The organism is Paenibacillus sp. FSL H7-0326, assembly GCF_001955535.1.
Lineage (GTDB): Bacteria > Bacillota > Bacilli > Paenibacillales > Paenibacillaceae > Paenibacillus > Paenibacillus shunpengii.
In genome coordinates this window covers 716,769-735,919 of sequence record NZ_MPVN01000001.1, presented here as the reverse complement: position 1 = coordinate 735,919, position 19,151 = coordinate 716,769, and the positions used below count along the sequence as shown (strand labels likewise).

General features: G+C 44.8%; 16 protein-coding genes and 1 riboswitch. Of the genes, 13 read left to right on the top strand and 3 right to left on the bottom strand.

Features of this window, described 5'->3' with window-relative positions:
* The first annotated feature begins 106 nt into the window (after positions 1-106).
* From solA to BK126_RS03415, 5 genes are all read left to right on the top strand, one after another.
* Positions 107-1,261, top strand: a complete 1,155-nt coding sequence (solA, locus tag BK126_RS03435; RefSeq protein ID WP_083655697.1) for an N-methyl-L-tryptophan oxidase — start codon at positions 107-109, stop codon at positions 1,259-1,261.
* A gap of 174 nt (positions 1,262-1,435) precedes the next feature.
* Positions 1,436-1,903, top strand: coding sequence for a hypothetical protein (locus tag BK126_RS03430; RefSeq protein WP_076311298.1), 468 nt, complete (start codon positions 1,436-1,438; stop codon positions 1,901-1,903).
* 51 nt (positions 1,904-1,954) lie between these two features.
* Positions 1,955-4,318 (top strand): RNA polymerase recycling motor HelD, encoded by a 2,364-nt coding sequence (helD, locus tag BK126_RS03425; RefSeq protein WP_076311297.1) that lies wholly within the window; start codon positions 1,955-1,957, stop codon positions 4,316-4,318.
* Between the two features lie 278 nt (positions 4,319-4,596).
* Positions 4,597-6,417: an adenine deaminase gene (ade, locus tag BK126_RS03420; protein ID WP_076311296.1), complete on the top strand. Its 1,821-nt coding sequence runs from the start codon at positions 4,597-4,599 to the stop codon at positions 6,415-6,417.
* 236 nt (positions 6,418-6,653) lie between these two features.
* A riboswitch (cyclic di-GMP riboswitch) is annotated at positions 6,654-6,745 on the top strand.
* 65 nt (positions 6,746-6,810) lie between these two features.
* On the top strand, positions 6,811-7,704 hold the full coding sequence (locus tag BK126_RS03415) for a hypothetical protein (RefSeq protein ID WP_076311295.1): 894 nt from the start codon (positions 6,811-6,813) through the stop codon (positions 7,702-7,704).
* A 65-nt stretch (positions 7,705-7,769) separates the two neighbouring features.
* On the opposite strand, the gene BK126_RS03410 is transcribed toward BK126_RS03415, so the two are convergent.
* Positions 7,770-8,690, bottom strand: a complete 921-nt coding sequence (locus BK126_RS03410; protein ID WP_076311294.1) for a helix-turn-helix transcriptional regulator — start codon at positions 8,688-8,690, stop codon at positions 7,770-7,772.
* Positions 8,691-8,903: 213 nt separating this feature from the next.
* Between BK126_RS03410 and yicI the strand changes: the two genes are divergently transcribed.
* Together yicI and bcbE are read left to right on the top strand one after the other, a co-directional pair.
* Positions 8,904-11,222: an alpha-xylosidase gene (gene yicI / locus BK126_RS03405; protein WP_076311293.1), complete on the top strand. Its 2,319-nt coding sequence runs from the start codon at positions 8,904-8,906 to the stop codon at positions 11,220-11,222.
* A gap of 225 nt (positions 11,223-11,447) precedes the next feature.
* Complete coding sequence (gene bcbE / locus BK126_RS03400; RefSeq protein ID WP_076311292.1) at positions 11,448-12,734, top strand: bacillibactin exporter BcbE; 1,287 nt, start codon at positions 11,448-11,450, stop codon at positions 12,732-12,734.
* A 49-nt stretch (positions 12,735-12,783) separates the two neighbouring features.
* Here bcbE and BK126_RS03395 read toward each other — a convergent pair whose 3' ends face one another.
* Positions 12,784-13,974 (bottom strand): MFS transporter, encoded by a 1,191-nt coding sequence (locus BK126_RS03395; protein WP_076311291.1) that lies wholly within the window; start codon positions 13,972-13,974, stop codon positions 12,784-12,786.
* 50 nt (positions 13,975-14,024) lie between these two features.
* On the bottom strand, positions 14,025-14,483 hold the full coding sequence (locus BK126_RS03390) for a MarR family winged helix-turn-helix transcriptional regulator (protein ID WP_143757662.1): 459 nt from the start codon (positions 14,481-14,483) through the stop codon (positions 14,025-14,027).
* Between the two features lie 190 nt (positions 14,484-14,673).
* On the opposite strand from BK126_RS03390, the gene BK126_RS03385 reads away from it, so the two are divergent.
* The 6 genes from BK126_RS03385 (at position 14,674) to BK126_RS03360 (ending at position 19,138) form a co-directional block, all read left to right on the top strand.
* Positions 14,674-15,312 carry a helix-turn-helix transcriptional regulator gene (locus BK126_RS03385; protein WP_256209550.1) on the top strand — a complete coding sequence of 213 codons (639 nt, stop codon included), beginning with the start codon at positions 14,674-14,676 and terminating at the stop codon, positions 15,310-15,312.
* A gap of 59 nt (positions 15,313-15,371) precedes the next feature.
* The gene (locus tag BK126_RS03380) at positions 15,372-15,989 is read left to right on the top strand and encodes a TraX family protein (RefSeq protein ID WP_076311289.1); all 618 of its coding nucleotides are present in this window, start codon (positions 15,372-15,374) and stop codon (positions 15,987-15,989) included.
* A gap of 173 nt (positions 15,990-16,162) precedes the next feature.
* Positions 16,163-16,834, top strand: a complete 672-nt coding sequence (gene rpiA / locus BK126_RS03375; RefSeq protein WP_076311288.1) for a ribose-5-phosphate isomerase RpiA — start codon at positions 16,163-16,165, stop codon at positions 16,832-16,834.
* A 124-nt stretch (positions 16,835-16,958) separates the two neighbouring features.
* Positions 16,959-17,429 carry a MarR family winged helix-turn-helix transcriptional regulator gene (locus BK126_RS03370; RefSeq protein ID WP_076311287.1) on the top strand — a complete coding sequence of 157 codons (471 nt, stop codon included), beginning with the start codon at positions 16,959-16,961 and terminating at the stop codon, positions 17,427-17,429.
* A 131-nt stretch (positions 17,430-17,560) separates the two neighbouring features.
* Positions 17,561-17,866: an antibiotic biosynthesis monooxygenase family protein gene (locus BK126_RS03365; protein ID WP_076311286.1), complete on the top strand. Its 306-nt coding sequence runs from the start codon at positions 17,561-17,563 to the stop codon at positions 17,864-17,866.
* Positions 17,867-18,085: 219 nt separating this feature from the next.
* Positions 18,086-19,138, top strand: a complete 1,053-nt coding sequence (locus tag BK126_RS03360) for a cobalamin B12-binding domain-containing protein (protein WP_076312517.1) — start codon at positions 18,086-18,088, stop codon at positions 19,136-19,138.
* Positions 19,139-19,151 lie beyond the last annotated feature (13 nt).

Below are 19,151 nucleotides of genomic sequence, written 5' to 3'. Positions count from 1 at the left end.
GGACGAAGTAAATTCGTTTATGATCATTACAATATCTAATTCGGGGTAATTTAGTAGACTTTGTACTGGATCATCATCCTGAATACTTATAAAGAAGGTGTGTTCCGTGAAGAATAAAGTGGATGTCATTATTATTGGTGCAGGAACCATGGGTCTGAGCAGCGGCTACTATCTTGCGAAGTCAGGGAAATCCGTATTGATGCTCGATGCTTATGAACCGCCGCATACCCAAGGAAGCCATCATGGGGATACTCGATTGTTCCGTTATGCATACACTGGTGACCTTGTATACAACGCAATGGCAGTAAGAGCCCACGAACTGTGGAGTCAGTTGGAACGAGAAAGCAGCAGTACGTTGTTAATTCCTTCAGGGGTGCTGAATATATCGCCTGATCATGATCCATTAGCGGAAGAGAAGTGGAATAATGCACTTGCCTTTAATCTATCGGTAGAACGCCTCAGCACGATGGGGATCAAGCACAGATGGCCGGGTTTTCATTTGCCAAAAGGGTATTCAGGTATTCTCGAGCGCAGGGCAGGATATCTGCTGACGGAGCCTGTACTCCATGCCTATAAAGGACTTGCTGAGCGGCATGGCGCAAGACTTGTTACAGGTGCCAAGGTCCTTCACTGGGAATCCTCAGGCTCAGGATACATTGTACATACGGCTGCAGAGAAATATGAAGCAGACCAGCTTGTAATTACGACGGGAGCCTGGGCTTCAGAAACCGCGGAATCGGTCAAGCCGCCTGTTGCAGCGGTAAGACAGGTTATTGGATGGTTTGAGGCACCTGAGCTGTTTGATGTATCTCAATTCCCTGGATTTACACTAGATACAGAGAATGGGCTATATTACGGGTTCCCCAGCAAGGACGGATCTGGATTAAAGATCGGCCGTCATGATTGGGGAACGGATATAGATCCGAGTGCTCCCCTGCTTCCATTTCAGTCGGGTGGGGAAGATGAAGAGATTCTTCGTCAGGCTCTTCACAAATATATTCCGGAAGCGAATGGGAGGCTCATTCGGGGGGCAGCATGCAAGTATGAGAACACGCCGGATGAGGATTTTATTATCGATTATCACCCTGACCATAAGGGAGTGGTTCTGGCCTGCGGGTTCTCTGGACATGGATTCAAGTTTGCCAGTGCCGTAGGGGAGCTCATCTCCAATCTTGTGAACGGTGATTCTATCCGTTATAATTTATCCGCTTTTCGATTGGACCGATTCCAACACCTGCAAGATCATGAAGCAACAACCTAATAACTGATTCCTGTTCATTTGCATGATAACCAATGATTGGCTACAATAATAGAACAGCCCGGGCTACTGAGAAAGTCGCCCGGGTTTGTTCTTGTTGTTTGGTCTTTTTAATAATGAGCATAAGGATATTTTACTTAACACCGGAAGATTGAGAATGCAATATGGGGGAAAAATATGAATAAAAATATAGCGATCCCTGAACCCTTACTAAAGCTGCTGGATGGAGAACGCCTTCCATCTAAACAGAATGAAGCCTTTATGCTGCAGACAGTATCGGAGGATGGCTGGCCGCATACAGCAATGATCAGTGTCGGTGAGATTGTAGCAACGGATGAATATACACTAAGGCTGGCATTATGGTGTGGTACGACGACTTCTAACAATATGATTCGCAGCGGCAAAGCTGAACTCGTTATTGTGTATGGAGGGAAAGTCTATTATCTCAAAATGGCTGTTAAGCCTCTTGCTCCATTCATATCTGCCACACATGAAAGAGACAGGTTCAGCGCGCATATTCATGCGTTAAAGATAGATCAGGCCAAATATGCTCATATTGAAGCAGGTATACGTGTGCAGTTGATCGATCCAGATTCCGTCATTACACGATGGACGAAAACGGTGGAAGAGCTGAGGATGGACTAATATATTGTTTCATATTTTTAATTCCAAAATGATCAAGAAGGAGCGGATCACTTGAGTACGGACAAGGAATGGCTACTCGAACAGACTAGAGTAGATGAAGTTACGGAACAAATTCGGCAATCAATTACCAAGCTTGAGAGTGAAGTAGGTTCAGTTCGCGGAGAAGTGGTTGAGATGCGAAAAGAATTTTGGGATGAAGTCACGATTAACTTTAGTGAAGCAGATGATGTCGGGGAGACTTCTACGAACTTAAGACAGCAATCCGAAGTATTGTCTGAGCGGGAACGAAGCCACAAGAACGCATTTAATGCACTTAAAAAACTGAATAAGCTGGAAGGAAGCCCCTACTTTGGACGAATAGATTTTGTGGAGAAGGGATCCGGTACAGCAGAACCGATATATTTAGGGATTGCCTCCTTTTTATCAGAGCAGGAGAACGAATTTCTTGTCTATGACTGGCGTGCTCCGATATCGAATCTGTATTACGACGGGGCACCGGGGCCATCTTCCTATCGAACACCATCGGGGATTATCGAAGGAGAGATCACGTTAAAACGGCAGTTTACCATTCGTGATGGGGATATCAAGTTCATGTTTGATACTGGGGTTACCATAGGCGATGAGTTATTGCAGGCTGTGCTCAGTCAAAGCTCTGATGCTTCGATGAAAAGTATTGTGGCCACCATTCAGAGAGAGCAGAACCAGATTATTCGAAATGATACAAGCCGTTTGTTAATCGTTCAAGGTGCAGCGGGCAGCGGAAAAACATCGGCAGCGCTGCAGCGTGTTGCCTATCTGCTCTATAAAGATCGGGAATTTCTGAAGGCGGATCAAATGATTCTGTTCTCTCCGAATCCGATGTTTAACAGCTATGTATCCACCGTATTGCCTGAGCTTGGCGAAGAGAATATGCTGCAGACGACTTTTCAGGAGTATCTGGAACGAAGAATCGGCAAAGAGTATCAGCTTGAGGATCCCTTCGTGCAGCTGGAATATGTCTTATCGCCATCTGACGATCCTGGTTATGAAGCTCGCATTCAAGGCATTCAGTTCAAGTCCTCGCCTGAATTTCTCGATTTGATTCTGAGTTACAAAGACCGGCTGGCACAGTCGGGAATGATGTTCAAGCCGCTTCGTTTTCTTGGTAGAGAGGTCATTTCAACACAGCAGATTACGCAGAAATTTTATGAATTTGACAAGGGGATTCGAATCGCGAGCCGGCTTGAGCTTCTCAAAGAATGGATGCTGAAGGAGCTTGCTGCCTTTGGCAAAGGGGAACTTACTGCCGCATGGGTAGATGAACAAATCCAGCTGCTTGGCACAGAGGATTATCACCGGGCCTATCAGAGATTACGGCGGAAGCAGCGAGGCAAGCAGGATACATTTAATGATTTTGACGTGGAGAGAGACATATTGGCCAAAATGGTGGTCTCCGATCGACTTAAGCCCCTTCGCAAATGGGTGAAAGCAACGCGATTTGTCGATATGAAGGGACTGTACCAAGCTATATTCAAGGAAGCAGAGGTGGCTTGTGGAGTTGATCGTTCACGGCTTCCATCTGCTTGGGATGATATATGTAAATTTACTATTGATAAAATAAATGCCCAGGAGCTTGCATATGAGGATACGACTCCGTTCTTATTTCTAAAGGATTCATTATTAGGATTTCGTGTGTTTACGAATATACGCCATGTTATTGTGGATGAAGCTCAGGATTATTCACCATTCCAGCTTGCCTTCTTCAGACAAATGTTCCCCCGTGCGAAGATGACCGCGTTAGGAGATTTTAATCAGGCGATCTATGCTCATTCATCCGTACTTAGTGGGACAAGTGAGCTGAGAGATATCTACAGCACGGACAAGGCGGAAGTGATAAGGCTCACGCGCAGCTATCGTTCAACGAAGGAAATCGTAGAATTTACTAAATCCTTGCTTCCTGACGGAGAGGCCATCGTTCCATTCAATCGTGAGGGAGAGAAGCCTTACGTATATAAATTCGGGAAGCGAGATGAGATGGAGGAAGCTATGGTATTGAAGCTTGAGGAGCTTCAGTCGCAAGGATACGAGTCCATCGCCGTTATTTGTAAGTCTGCAGGTCAAAGCCTTAAGGTACATGAGCGTCTTCACGGCAAGCTCAGCACAGTGCCAAAACTGATTAAGAAAACGACGCTTGGTTTCGAAAAAGGAGTACAGGTCATTCCGGCATACCTGGCAAAGGGCGTTGAATTTGATGCAGTCATCATTTATGACGGTTCGGCCAAAGCGTATTCAAGAGAAAGTGAACGCAAGCTATTCTATACGGCGTGCACGCGTGCGATGCACTTACTGTACATTTACTCTATAGGTGCAGTTAGTCCGTTTATATCAAAGGTTAATCCTCAGCTGTATCAGCATGAATTGGAGCACTCAAAGTAACCGCACAACAAGTCAGCAATACAGCATGATTAGTGTACTTGTCCAGCAGCACATTCTCATACGAGGATGGTGCTGCTGTTTTTTTGGAACAAGGATCAAATTGAATATGATTACATATAATGAGAGATTATAGGGAAGGTGATGTAAGGAAATTAGGTTTTTTCAAATCATTTCCTGAAGAATTATAAACTCTTAAGTCAATTATGTTTACATGTAACCTGTAGACTACTATAATCATAAACAATCTACTTTTTTTACGGTGAATGGGGGAAGTTCAAATGAGGATAAAACAATTTGCAAGACCGGCTTTGGCTGATTGCGTGAAAGAACTGGTGGCTACGGCTCGAGGGGATTTAAAGGCTTCTCTTGTGATTCAAAACGGGTGTTTGGTCAACGTTGTGTCAGGCGAAATATTGCAGGGCATGTCTGTTGCTGTACAGGGCTCTCGCATTGCATACGTAGGCAAGGATGCTTCCCATACCATTGGACCGGACACAGAAGTTATTGACGCCAGCGGGCAGTATATTGCACCAGGACTGCTGGATGGTCATTGTCATATTGAGAGCACACAATTAACTGTAGCCGAATTTGCAAGAGCCGTGCTTCCGTTAGGAACAACGGGCGGATTCTTCGATGCGCATGAAATTTCTAACGTGCTGGGTCTGAACGGACTTAAATATATGCTCGAAGAGGCAAGAACGACGCCTCTCGCAGCATACATGCAGGCACCTTCCTGTGTGCCATCTACAAGCCCTGAGCTCGAAACGACGGGAGCCTATATTGGTGCTGAAGAGGTTGCTGAAGCATTGAGCTGGGGTAATGACATGATTGGCTTAGGGGAAGTGATGAACTTTCCGGGTGTTGTATATGGCGAGGAGAAGATGATCGGAGAAATAGAAGCCACACTGCGCGCGGGTAAAGCGGTGGATGGTCATTTTACCTGGGCGGCAGATGATTGGAGACTTCCTGTATATGCAGCGGCAGGTGTGACCGGAGATCATGAATGTGTAACCAAAGAGGATGTACAGGAAAGAATACGTCTGGGCATGTACGCCAAAATGCGGCAAGGTTCTGCCTGGCATGATGTAGCAGAAACGATTAAGGTGTCAACCGAGCTCGGGCTTGATACAAGACGGATGATGCTCGTGACGGATGATCGGAGCTCAGAATCCCTGCTGAATGAAGGGCATATGAATTACGTTGTGCGTCTGGCTATCTCCCAGGGAGTTAAGCCGGTAACGGCTTTTCAAATGGCGACGATCAATACGGCTGAGCGGTTCGGCGTTCAGAGAGATGTGGGTTCAATTACACCGGGCTCGATCGCCGATATCATTCTACTGGATGGAAGACTTGCTGATGTGAATGTGCACACGACCATTGCCGCAGGCCAAGTGGTTGCGAGGGAAGGGAAAATGGCGGCTTCTTGGGATAAGTATCAGTATCCTCAAGAAGCACTGGGGACGGTTCAGTTGGAGGCTGATATCCAAGCGGATCATTTCGTAATTAAAACACCTGTTCATGAGGGTGAGCTTAAAGCCCGCATTATACAGGTGACAGAAAATCATGTTGAGACGAAGGAAGTGTTCAAGACCGTCCGAGCAGAATCAGGCCAAGTAATTCTTAGTCAAGATCAGGATGTATGCAAAATTGCTGTTATTGAACGACATCATAGAACAGGCAACAAGGCAGTAGCGCTTGTTAGTGGAGTTGGCTTTAACCGGCCTGCCGCGATTGCCATGACGGTCGCTCATGACAGCCATAATCTGATGGTGATCGGAACAGATGACCATCTGATGGCCGAAGCGGCTAACCAGGTAGTGAATATGCAAGGCGGGGTCGCGGTGGTAACAAATGAGGGGATGACAGAATTTCCGCTGCCGATTGCAGGTTTAATGTCCCCGGAGCCTTTTGAGATCGTAGCTTCACAATCTGAAGCCATCAGCCAGGCACTAAAGGCCTCTGGATGCTGCTTGAACAATGCGTTCATGACTTTGTCCTTATTGGCCCTGGTGGTTATACCTGAGCTGCGGCTATCCGACAAGGGACTTGTTCGTATCTCTGCAAATGGAATTGAGCTCGTTCCATTGTTTGAACAATAATGGATAAGTCTTAAATATAGTTATGATCTGAAATAGGTAAGCAGGCATCTGTCTGCTTACCTATTTTTTCGTTTGAGTGAAGGAAAAATAGTTCGAAATCATTAAATGAGTATAAAGTCCTATAAAATGCTTTCGTATTTCTCCGAAAATAATAAAGTAATACTTTCGTCCTTCTAAATTTGTCGAAATGTAAGGCTAAGGTAATTGGGTAATGAGACAAATGGACGTTATTGTATGCGAATTGGAGGCAAATTTGCTGAAAAGCAAAGACGCAAAGCCATGGGTCTAAGGTAAGTCTAATGACTTATGATGACAGCCGGTTGCCGATTTATTAATAGAGAACGAGCAGGACATAAGACATCGTTCCTAAAATCGAAGGAGTGTACATAAGAGATGTGGAAGAAGACAGGGAGAGTGGCAGCGGTACTGCTGGCTGCAGTCATTATGGCAGGATCAATGACAGGGGGAGCAGTAGATGTAGAAGCTACAGCCTACTCCAGTAAACAAACAGGAACATGGCTATGGGATACAACCCAGATTAAAAGTGAGCCCGACAAGATACTGGATTTTGCAGAAGCACAGGGAATCAACGCTATCTATTTGCAAATAAACAGAGATGTGGCTGTACCGTATTATAAAGATTTTATCAGCAAGGCTACTGCGGAAGGTATTGAGGTTCAAATCTTGGACGGAAGAGCTTCCTGGGGCCTGTTATCAGGGCGTGAAGGATTAATGAGCTTTGTAGAGTGGATAGAAGCATATCAGAATGGAGCTGAAGAGAACGAGCGGTTCTCGGGAATACATGTGGATATTGAGCCCCATGTGCTAGCAGAATGGAAATCAGATCGTGACAGTGTTGTTGCTCAGTGGCAGTCGAATGTAACCTATCTAACGAATGAAGCGAAGCGAATGGAAATGAAGATCACAGCCGATATTCCTTTTTGGCTTGATAATTATACCGTGCCTGGCGGGGACATGAAGATTAGCAGCTGGATGATTCGCCAGTTCGATGCAGTTGCAGTTATGGCATATCGGGATACAGCAAGTGCCATATACAATGCAGCAGCCAGCGAACTGAAGGAAGCGTCCGAGCTCGGTAAGAAAGTATCTATCGCTGTTGAGACGAATCGAAGCAGTGAGGGGAATTTTATTACGTTCTATGAAGAAGGCTGCGAGTACATGCGTCAAGAAATGCAAGAGTTTGAGCAGATGGCAAGCGAGCATGATTCTTACATCGGAATTTCGGTGCACGATTATGGAAACTGGTCTAAACTAGCGAGTCGTTAATCATAAACAAGGGTGATCTGGTAAGAGCAAAGTGTTCTCACCAAGTCACCCTTGTACTGTTATTTCTAGGATACGGAGACCGGCTCCAAAAAAATTTGTTCAAAGAATTGCTTGCGATATTGGGAAGGCGTCATCTTCTTTTGTTTTTTGAACAGAGTAATAAAGTAGCTTAGATTGTCATAACCAACTTCCATCGCAATATCTACTACTTTATAGTTTGTATTTTCCAGCAGCTTGCATGCTCTTTGGATCCGGTAATGATTAATGTAATCGATCGGGCTCTTCTGGACCATTTGTTTAAAGAAGCGGCAGAAGTGTCCCTCACTCATATTAATGTGTGCAGACAAGTCCTTCAGTTTAATGGGCTCACTATAATGATCGTGGATATAGCCGAGTGCCGTCTTCAGACGTTCAATCTTATCTGGACTGCCTGCGGCAATGTTGCTTCCTAAATCTGCTGCCTGCTGCATATAAGCGAACATTTCTGCAAGAATCAGATACAAGTGTGCCTTGGTCGAAATTTCTATCGTCGGCTTCATTAGCTCATGCTCAAGCAGAATCTGATCGATATGTTCAAGGACCGATTTGCCCCAATCCGTATGACGTGAAATATGGCGGGGAGGGAGCAATTTCCTCTTCAATATGGGGTCCATCATTTTCTCCTGCAGAGAATCAAACGAGGCGCTGGATAACCATGCTGGATCGAATACGATGGCTGAGAAGACACAGCGCTCCTCTCCCTGCAAATATCCGGCATGAATTTCCCCACTGCCTACGAAGATGGCATCCCCTGCTTGTGCTTCGTAAATATTCATATCAATATGGAAGACAGCAGAGCCGCTCTCAATAAGAATCAGCTCCATCTCGTCATGCCAATGGCAATCAAGAATGCTGTCTCCATTGAGCTGATCTACTGACGGATAGACACTAACGGGGAACATAGGGTTGCCATGTACGCGATTCTCTCTCAACAATTCTTTATTCATTTTACCAAGCTCCTTGTGCATTCTTCTTCTATATAATAGGAGAAAAAAACTTTACTAATTGAAATCGCTTCCATAATAGGCGCGTTATGTTAATATAAAGTGACAAGTTAGATGAAATTATATCAAAATATTGATACTATTCATCAAAATAACGTAAGAAAATCAAATAAAATATCAATATTATTATAGTATAACCGAAGGGGGAAAGAAAACATGAAATTTACTGATGGATTCTGGATGACTCGTGAAGGGTATCATATTCAAAACCCAACTGATATTCGTGATATTGTACAAAAAGATAATTCTCTAACCGTTCATGCGGCTACTAAATATATTCGCACCAAGGGTGACACTTTGAACGGTACATTGCTAAAAGCAACTTACAGTTCTCCTATGCCTAACGTAATCCGTGTAACATTGAACCACCATAAGGGCAGAGTGAAAAAAGGTCCTGAATTCGAGCTTTTGAATCAGGATACAAATGTTGAAATCTCTAAGAACGAGCAAGGCGCTGTACTGAAGAGCGGTAATCTGGAAGTTCAGATTGACAAAACAAACGGCTGGGACATCAGTTTCCTATATGGCGGCAAGCGGATTACAGGCAGCGGCCATAGACAAGCTGGTTATATTACAGGGCCGAACAAGGAAGCATACTTCCGTGAGCAGCTGGATCTGGGCGTTGGTGAATACATTTATGGTCTTGGAGAGCGCTTTACTCCATTCGTTAAGAATGGTCAAATCGTTGAGACATGGAATGAAGATGGCGGTACAAGCAGTGAGCAATCCTACAAGAACATTCCATTCTATCTATCCAACAAAGGCTATGGTGTGTTTGTAAACCATCCTGAACGTGTATCTTATGAGATTGCGTCCGAGAACGTATCCAAGGTTCAATTCAGTGTTGAGGGAGAGACTTTGGAATACTTCATCATCGGCGGTGACAATCCGAAGGATGTGCTTGACAACTATACGAAATTGACAGGTAAGCCTGCACTTCCACCAGCATGGACATTTGGTCTGTGGCTGACGACTTCCTTTACAACAGATTATGATGAAGGAACGGTAAATCACTTTGTGGACGGTATGGCTGAGCGTGACTTACCTCTCTCCGTATTCCACTTTGACTGCTTCTGGATGAAGGAATATCAATGGTCTGATTTCGTATGGGATGAGGAGATGTTCCCGGATCCAGAAGGCATGATTAAGCGTCTCAAGGACAAAGGACTTAAAATCTGTGCTTGGATTAATCCATATATCGCAGAAAAATCCTATTTGTTCGATGAAGGTATGGAAAACGGATATTTGGTCAAAACAGCGGACGGAAGCGTGTGGCAATGGGATATGTGGCAGGCTGGCATGGCTCTTGTTGACTTCACGAATCCCGATGCCGTTAAATGGTATAAGAGCAAGCTGGAAGTGCTGCTTGATCAAGGTGTAGACTCCTTCAAGACAGACTTCGGTGAGAGAATTCCGACAGATGTCGTTTACTTTGATGGTTCTGATCCGGTCAAGATGCACAACTACTATACTCAGCTGTATAACAAAGCTGTATTCGAGCTGCTGGAAGAGAAGCTCGGCAAGAATGAAGCTGCATTATTCGCTCGTTCTGCGACAGCAGGCGGTCAACAGTTCCCTGTACACTGGGGCGGTGATTGCTCATCAACTTATGAATCCATGGCCGAATCACTTCGTGGCGGCTTGTCACTTGGATTGTCCGGCTTCGGCTTCTGGAGCCATGACATCAGCGGCTTCGAGAACACGGCGACACCAGATGTGTACAAGCGCTGGGTCCAATTTGGACTTCTGTCCTCCCATAGCCGTCTGCACGGCAGCACATCCTATCGTGTGCCTTGGCTCTTTGACGAAGAGTCCGTGGATGTCGTACGCGACTTCACGAAGCTTAAGATCAGCCTGATGCCTTATCTGTACAATTCTGCACAAGAATCGTCTGCACGAGGCATTCCGATGATGCGTGCCATGATGCTTGAGTTCCCAGAGGATCCTACAACCTACAGCCTGGATACTCAATATATGTTTGGTGACTCGGTTCTGGTTGCGCCGATCTTTAATAAAGAGGGCGATGTCACTTACTATCTGCCTGAAGGAACCTGGACCAACTTCCTTACAGGAGAGAAGATTCAAGGTGGACGTTTCGTACGCGAGAATCACAGCTTCCGCACATTGCCGATGATGATCAAGCCGAACAGCCTGATTGCAGTGGGTGCAGTAAATGATGTAATCGAGTACGACTATGCTGAGAATGTGTCCTTGCATTTGTTTGAGCTTGGTGAAGGAAACCAGGCGGAAGCGAATGTGGTAAGCACGCGTTCTGAACAAGAGCTGAATGTGAAGGCCGTTCGTTCTGGAGACCGTATTGAAGTAACGACAGAAGGAACAGGCAAGGCCTGGACACTCGTTCTTCGCGGTATCCAGGAAGTATCTGCTGTACAAGGCGGATCGGCTGCAAACGGAGAGCATGGTGTTGTCGTGACTCCTGACGCATTTACTGGCAAGCTTACAATTACACTTTAATCAGTTGACAAAAATACGGCGGTGCCACTGGCACCGTCTTTTTTACACTTTAAAAGCCCCGCCAATACACTTCCTTTTCAGTAGCTCCTGGTTAAAAGCACGTATAATTTAATCATGAAACAGCCACATTAACATAGTCGCAATTAGATAAACCTCACATAATGCTGTGCTTCTTGGTAAGCACTTATTGCATTTTCCAACTTAATAAAGGTGGGTAAATATCCAATGGAAAACAAGAAGCTCGATCTGGCAGCACTTTCATCCATTCCTCTAATTATGACTTTGGGTAATTCAGCATTAATCCCGATCCTGCCGCAAATTTCGAGAGAACTTAAAGTGTCGACCTTTATGGTTAGCATGCTTATCACCGTCTATGCAGTTGTTGCCATTATACTTATTCCCATTGCAGGGTATTTGTCGGATCGGTTTGGCCGTAAGGCGGTCATTATTCCGAGCCTCATCATCGCTGCTGCCGGAGGGGCTGTATCGGCTGGTGCTGCCTGGTGGCTGACAAATGGTGCAGCGTATTGGGTCATCCTTGGCGGCAGGCTATTACAGGGCGTCGGAGCTGCCGGAGCTTTTCCCATTGTGATACCGCTGGTCGGAGACATGTTCGAGGATGAAGAGCAGGTAAGCAAGAGCCTGGGTATTATTGAAACGTCTAATACATTAGGGAAAGTGCTAAGTCCTATCATTGGTGCAGCTCTTGGGGTATGGCTGTGGTATGCACCATTTTTGATGATTCCCGTTCTATGCCTAATCTCAGTGCTCCTTGTCATCTTCTTGGTAAAAAGTCCGGGCACCAAAAAGGAAGCGCCTTCTTTCCGGGAGTTTATCGGATCTTTAAAAGACATTCTCGCTGAGAAGGGGCGCTGGCTTTATGCCATTTTTGCTGTAGGCTGTATTTGTATGTTTGTTATATTTGGGGTGCTGTTTTATCTGTCCGAGGTGCTTGAATCCCGATACGATATCCATGGAGTAACCAAAGGCTTTATCCTGGCAATTCCGCTAGCCGCTCTGTGCCTGTCTTCTTATTGGAGCGGGAAGATGATTGGTAAGCATAAAAAGCGCATGAAATGGATCGGCTGCTTTGGACTTATCCTAATGACTGCATCGCTTGTTGTCATGGGCTTCTCAAGTCAGATATATTATGTCATTGGTGTATTTACTGCCGGTGGAATCGGCATAGGGGCCGCGCTTCCCTGCTTGGATGCGCTGATTACCGAAGGGATCGAGGAGGAGCAGAGGGGAACGATCACGGCATTGTTCAGCAGCATGCGGTTTATCGGGGTATCGTTAGGTCCGCCCGTCATCTCGATTCTGCTCAATACATCGCATTTTATTCTTTTTATGACGCTTGCCGCTGTGGGCGCCGCAGGTATTCTGCTTACCTTGTTTGCCATCAGGCCCTCAGAGGATAATAGCGGTACGAATGGAAATAGCAAAAATTCCAAAAATGTACATTACCGTTTAGGCGGAAAAAGCATGGTCAGAGTGAAAAGAAAAGTCTAACTAAAAAAACCGCCTGCATTAGTTTATAAATGCAGGCGGTTTCGTCGTATTATCCTTCTTGTACAGCTGCGCGCTGTTTGGCCAGACGCGCGTAAATGACGTAGATGACCAGCATCAGCGCTATAAATAGTGAGGAGTACCGATACATATCCGCATAGCTGGTAACAGAGGCGATGATGCCAAGCAGGAGCGCTCCGATGGCAATTCCGAAATCCAGTGTATTCAAAAACATGCCATTGGCCAAGCCGCGCTGAGAAGGGTGTACCACTTGAATCATCCACGTCTGGAAGGTCGGCTGAAGCGAGCCATAACCTAACCCAAACAAAAAAGCAGCGAAGAATAGACTGAGCGTAGAGCTAGTAAATGATAATATAACGAGTCCAACAATAATGAGTATAGAGCCAGGAATAATGAGAGCACCATGTCCTTTTGAATCATAAATACGGCCTGCAATCGGTCGAATCAACAAGATTGCTATGGCGTTAAATAAAAAGAAGAGTGCCGGATTAGCTATCCCTTGCTCTGCACCGAAGATCGCAATGAAGCCGACCAAGCCTCCATAGGATACGGCCATGAGTCCGTTAAGTATAGATGGAATGACAAGTGCAGAGTTGAAGCCTTTTTTCTCAGGTACTGCGAATGGATTGCTCACCGGCTGCGGCTTCTGAACTTTTTTGGAGGTAAGCATATAACTAAGCGGGACAATGACAACAATAATGATTGCAGTGGACCAGGTAAGCACTCCAAAACCGTAAGAGTTAAGCAGTGACAAGCCGACAATGGGCCCTATGGACATCGCGAGACTCGTAGACAGACCGAAGTAACCCATTCCCTCTCCCATCCGTTTTACAGGAATAATATCTGAGGCCATCGTAGGGAAGGCGGTACTGGTCATGCCGAAGCCAACGCCGAATACCATGCGCAATACGAGCAGAGTACCCATGATCGCAGCAAAATGATAGCCTAGGGTAGCCAGCAGGGCAACGAGAATACCAAAGTAGATCATGAGGTTGCGTTTCCCTTTTTCTAACTGCTTGGCAGCGAAGAGTCTCGCAATAATGGCGCTAAGGGCAAATAGGGTAGTAAACAAGCTGACTTGGAATGAATTGGCACTGTATTCCCCCTGCACATAGGCTGGCAGGGTAGAAACAATCATATGTAGCTGTAGAAACAGCAGAAAATTACACAGGGTTAAAATAACGAATTCCTTCGTCCACAATTTCGTTTGTTCATGCTGCATTTGTTTTGTTAAACTCCTTCTGTGTGTGAGATGCTGCGTTATAGCTAGTATTACTTCGTTTGAGATTCCTTCTCTAGAAGCGTATCAAGATACGATCCCATCTCGGATAGAACCTTCCAGAAAACATCCATATCTTCCTCAGGGATAATCTGAGCAATTTCTTCATTAAATTTGTTCTCTAATGGCACTAACGTGCCGGAGAGATCTCTGCCTAGTTCTGTGAGAAACAGCTCGAAGGCACGGCGGTCCTTTTGGCTTGGCTTGCGGATAATCAGATGCTTCTTCTCCAGCATATCCAGTATTCTTGTGGTAGTGGGCTGATCTTTATAGGCTTTTACGGCAATTTCGCGTTGATTGAGGCCTTCGTTCATATAAATTTGCAGCAGCACAGACCACTGCTCTGTTGTGATGTCATAGGCTTTGAGACGGTGGGTCATTACACTAACTGCACGTCTATGAATAACACCGAGCATGAAGCCGATGGAGCGATCAGACAGGGATGTGTTCAATGGAACAGAACTCCTTTCAATGTAAACCGTTTTAGTCATTTTACTTGTCATGCTAATATTATTAAATGTGATAATATCTGTCAATGGGTAATTTGATCTTCTAACTATAACGAATCCTTTATATGTCAGCATGACAAAGAAATGATATATTTAAGAAGGTGATTATGAAGGAATCAGAGGAGGTGCGCTGATGGAATTATCGAGCAGACAACAGGAAATTATTGATCTGGTCGCACGTTACGCTCCGATTACAGGTGACCATATTGCAGAGCAGCTCGGTTTAAGCCGTCCTACCATCAGGTCCGACTTGTCTATACTCGTGATGCTGGGGTTGCTCGATGCGAAGCCTAAGGTTGGATATACTATTGGAACGGCAGTGAGTGAGCTCAGTCAGATGAATGAACAGGTATCCAGACTGACCATTAACGATGTACTGACACCGCCGATCCTGATTCAGGAGCATCGATCTGCATATGACGCAGTTGCCCTGTTATTTCAGGAGAATACAGGAACTTTGTTTGTAGAGAATGAAAACCTTGATTTTGTAGGCATTGTATCTCGAAAGGATCTGCTCAAAGTTACACTCGGGCACGCAGATTTAAAATCCATTCCGGTCAGCCTTACGATGACGAGACGAGCGCAAACCGTTGCACTAACACCGAGTGATCCGGCTTTTCTCGCTGCCCAGATGCTGATCCGCTATCAGGTCAATTGTCTCCCCGTCATACGAGGTGAAGGAGAGTCGAGAGAAGCAGGGGAACATGAAGTCATAGGGAGAGTTTCTAAGACGACTTTGCTTCAGTTATTCATTGAGCTGACAGGAGTCTAGCCTATAGAGGTAACACATATTTAATCTTCAGGTGGAATGTACATAAAGGGGGCAGATAAGTGCACTGGATAGCTATGATCACGATGCTGATCGATCATATAGGAGCTGTGTTTTTTCCAGAACACAGCATTCTGCGTATTATAGGAAGGATTGCTTTTCCCGTATATGCATTTTCCATATTTCTTGGTTACAAACATACACGTAATGTGAAGCGATATACCATCCGGTTGTTTATCATTGCAGTTGTATCACAGATTCCGTTTATGGCTGCATTCAACCAATCCACATTAAATGTCGTGTGGACCTTACTGGCTTCGCTTCTTGTATTACTAGCGCTGGATAAAGTGAAGAATGAAATTGCAGCCGTCTTCATTGTTATTGCTGCTGGATTCCTTATGGAAATATCGACCATGGATTACGGAATCTATGGTTTGTTACTCGTGCTGATCTATAGGTACACGGAAGGCTTCGTGATGGTGTTCGCACATCTGTTCTTGAATATTATAGATATGGTGCAGTCCCAAATTCAGATATGGAGCACGATATCTACCTTATTTATCGCCTTCGCCATTTACAGGGGGGCTTCATTCAGATCTTCCGTTCCAAGATGGTTATGGACAAGCTTCTACCCTCTGCATCTCGCCATTATAGGAATTGTCCGAATTTATATAAGATAAAGACGATAATCGGGTAAGCAGATGGAACAAACCGAGTTATTCCTGTATAATAATTCAAAATGTCAAATCTCAAAACTTATAGAAACGGAAACGTAAGAACATATATTCCATACGTGACATGAATCGGTTACAATAGTATATAAATGCGAACAAGATTGGGAGTTGAACTCAAGGTGGATTTAAAACGTTTAGCTGCAGAGAGAGCAGTAGAGTATGTTAAAGACGGAATGAAGGTTGGACTAGGCACAGGCTCAACGGCTTATTGGGCAATTCAACGCCTTGGTGAGCGGGTAAAGAATGAAGGGCTGCAAATTGAAACGGTAGCTACTTCCCAAGCATCAGAGGATCAGGCAAGAGAGCTTGGAATTCCGCTCGTCCCGTTCTCCGAAATCGGAAGGCTGGATATTACTATTGATGGAGCAGATGAAGTTGATGGTCGTCTTAACCTGATCAAAGGCGGCGGAGGTGCGCTATTGCGTGAGAAGATTGTTGCAATGAACAGCCGGCGTCTCGTGATTGTCGTTGACGAGAGCAAAGTAGTACATACACTCGGGAAATTCCCACTGCCTGTAGAGATCGTTCCATTTGCTTGTGAATGGACTTACCATGCACTGGATCAAATGGGCTGCCATCCTGCATGGCGAATGAACGGTTCGGAGAAATACAAGACAGACAACGGAAATTACATTGCCGATTGCAAGCTGGGCCGCATCTCTGATGCAGAGGCGTTGAATCAGAAGCTTAACATGATTCCTGGTGTCGTTGACAACGGTTTATTTGTAGATATGGCAGATACAATCGTTGTTGCACATGCAGATGGAACGATAGAAATTAAACGCAAGTGAATCCATCTCCTATGAAATAGATTTATATAGAGGAAGGAAGTCCATAGGCAGGGGGGTGATAACTTCATTTCAGCAATGGGGTTAAACAAACTTCATGTGGATTATAGTTACTGGAGGCAAGGTTATGTCTAATATTAGCGATGACAAAGATTTGTCGCTTCAGCTGTTTGTGGTGCTTGCAAGAGCATACAACTCAGTCACTGCAAGATCCAACCGTGATATTCAAAGTCATGGCTTGAATACGACAGAATTTGGTGTTCTTGATCTCTTATATCATAAAGGCCCCCAGCCGCTTCAAAAAATTGGGGAGAAGGTCTTAATGTCCAGCGGCAACATTACTTATGTGGTGGACAAGCTTCAGAATAAGAAGCTGCTTGTACGCAGAGCCTCTATGGAGGATCGAAGAGTGATTTATGCGGAGTTAACCGAGGAGGGAACTGCGTTCTTCGAGCAGATATTCCCTCAACATCACGAAGTCATTATCAGTGCGGAGCAAGGACTCTCGGAGGATGAAAAAAGAGAAGCCATTCGTCTTCTCAAGAAGCTCGGTTTATCAGCAAGCGGTAAGCTGTCAGAAGTGAACGAAAGTATATAATAGGATGGACCCTGTTCATAGGGTCTGTCCTTTTTGCTATTTATTGCGATGCTTGCATGTGTAATCATCTTATGGGACAATCGAGTAATCATGAGGTGCATGAATTTTAGGAGTAAAAGGAGTGCATTCATTTGTACATTGTTCAATCGATTGTCGAGGTTCCAGTTGATAAAGTAGAGGAGGTCATCGGTCTCTATCAAAACCGAAGCCGCTCCGTGGACAAGGCATCTGGATTTATCTCATTTCAGCTGCTGCAGAACGAAAACAAGCCGGGAGAGCTTACCGTTCACATGACTTGGGAGGATAAGAAGGATTATCTTGCTTGGGTGACGAGCTCCGACTTCAAACGCATTCATGACTTGGAGCGGAAATATCCGGACCAAGAGCTGGCTAACATCAAGGCAACTGTAAGAAGATATTCGGTACGGGCAGAATAGTAATCATTTGAATCAATTTCATAAATCATTAAAATGGTGGAATTGAAACTATATATAGACAAACAAAATCATTTTGATCTATATATACCTTTGATTGAAGCAGCTAAAGGTATTATGAAATTGATTCATACATCATAGAATAATGCAGATAGAATAATGCAGATAGAATAATCTATTTTGTTTAGAAGCACGGAAGGAGCTGCATGGGTTGTGAATTCAATGCAATATGCAGCTGGTGAGGCGTTATTAAAGGATGCTGATAAGCTGGCTGAGCGAATAACCGATAGACAGTATGAGCTTCAGCCTGAGCTAGACCAAAAGTTTGGACAATCTGGACGGATCAGAACGAAGCAGGATTCATTATACAGCTTGAATTTCTTGGCTGAGAGTGTGATGATGAGAAGCCCTGTTCTGTTTACGAATTACGTGTCCTGGCTCAAAACATTGCTTAAAGGTTATCGAGTTACGGATGAAGACATCAGAATTAATCTCTTGTTAATTAAGGAAATGATTGAAGAATATTTTGAATATCCAGACAAGGAGCTTGTTCTAGAATACTTGGAGCTTGGGTTGATAGAGGTGGAATTAGCAGAGCCTTCTCCGAAGTTTGTAAGGGAGGAGCTTCCTTATTACACCGAAGCCAAGCTCTACCTGGATCAGCTGTTGTCCGGTAATCGACTCGCTGCTGCCGCGATTGTTGAAGATATGGCTGAGGATCATACACCTATTAAAGATATATACACTTATATATTCCAAATGACACAGTATGAGATCGGAAGGCTATGGCAAATAGGTGAGATTACAGTTGCACAAGAACATTTTTGTACAGCCGCTACACAGGCAAATATTTCAAGGCTATATCCGTATTGGCTCACAAACTCTGCAAAAGGACATCGTATCGTATCGGCTTGTGTTGGCAATGAGCAGCATGAGATTGGTCTTCGAATGCTAACCGATCAATTTGAAATGGAGGGATGGGATACTTATTATTTGGGAGCAAATGTACCCAATCCCAGTCTCATCGATTCACTCGTCAAATATAAAGCGGATGTTTTGGCATTATCTGCAACCATGACCTATCATGTGCATCTTGTCCGAGAGCTGATTGTACAGGTTCGAAATCATCCGAGTACCGCAAGAGTAAAAATATTGGTCGGAGGCATGCCCTTTAATACAGTTTCAATGCTGTGGAAGGAAGTAGGAGCAGACGGATATGCAGAAGATGCGAAAGGAGCCATCGCTCTAGCTAACAGGCTTATATCTGCCAAGTAATACAAGAACCCTT

What these genes read in the sequence shown, in the direction of transcription:
- BK126_RS03430 (WP_076311298.1), top strand. Translation starts at nt 1,436, where the DNA reads ATGAATAAAAATATAGCGATCCCTGAACCCTTACTAAAGCTGCTGGAT.
- ade (WP_076311296.1), top strand. Translation starts at nt 4,597, where the DNA reads ATGAGGATAAAACAATTTGCAAGACCGGCTTTGGCTGATTGCGTGAAA.
- BK126_RS03415 (WP_076311295.1), top strand. Translation starts at nt 6,811, where the DNA reads ATGTGGAAGAAGACAGGGAGAGTGGCAGCGGTACTGCTGGCTGCAGTC.
- BK126_RS03410 (WP_076311294.1), bottom strand. Translation starts at nt 8,690, where the DNA reads ATGAATAAAGAATTGTTGAGAGAGAATCGCGTACATGGCAACCCTATG.
- yicI (WP_076311293.1), top strand. Translation starts at nt 8,904, where the DNA reads ATGAAATTTACTGATGGATTCTGGATGACTCGTGAAGGGTATCATATT.
- bcbE (WP_076311292.1), top strand. Translation starts at nt 11,448, where the DNA reads ATGGAAAACAAGAAGCTCGATCTGGCAGCACTTTCATCCATTCCTCTA.
- BK126_RS03395 (WP_076311291.1), bottom strand. Translation starts at nt 13,974, where the DNA reads ATGCAGCATGAACAAACGAAATTGTGGACGAAGGAATTCGTTATTTTA.
- BK126_RS03385 (WP_256209550.1), top strand. Translation starts at nt 14,674, where the DNA reads ATGGAATTATCGAGCAGACAACAGGAAATTATTGATCTGGTCGCACGT.
- BK126_RS03370 (WP_076311287.1), top strand. Translation starts at nt 16,959, where the DNA reads ATGTCTAATATTAGCGATGACAAAGATTTGTCGCTTCAGCTGTTTGTG.
- BK126_RS03360 (WP_076312517.1), top strand. Translation starts at nt 18,086, where the DNA reads ATGCAATATGCAGCTGGTGAGGCGTTATTAAAGGATGCTGATAAGCTG.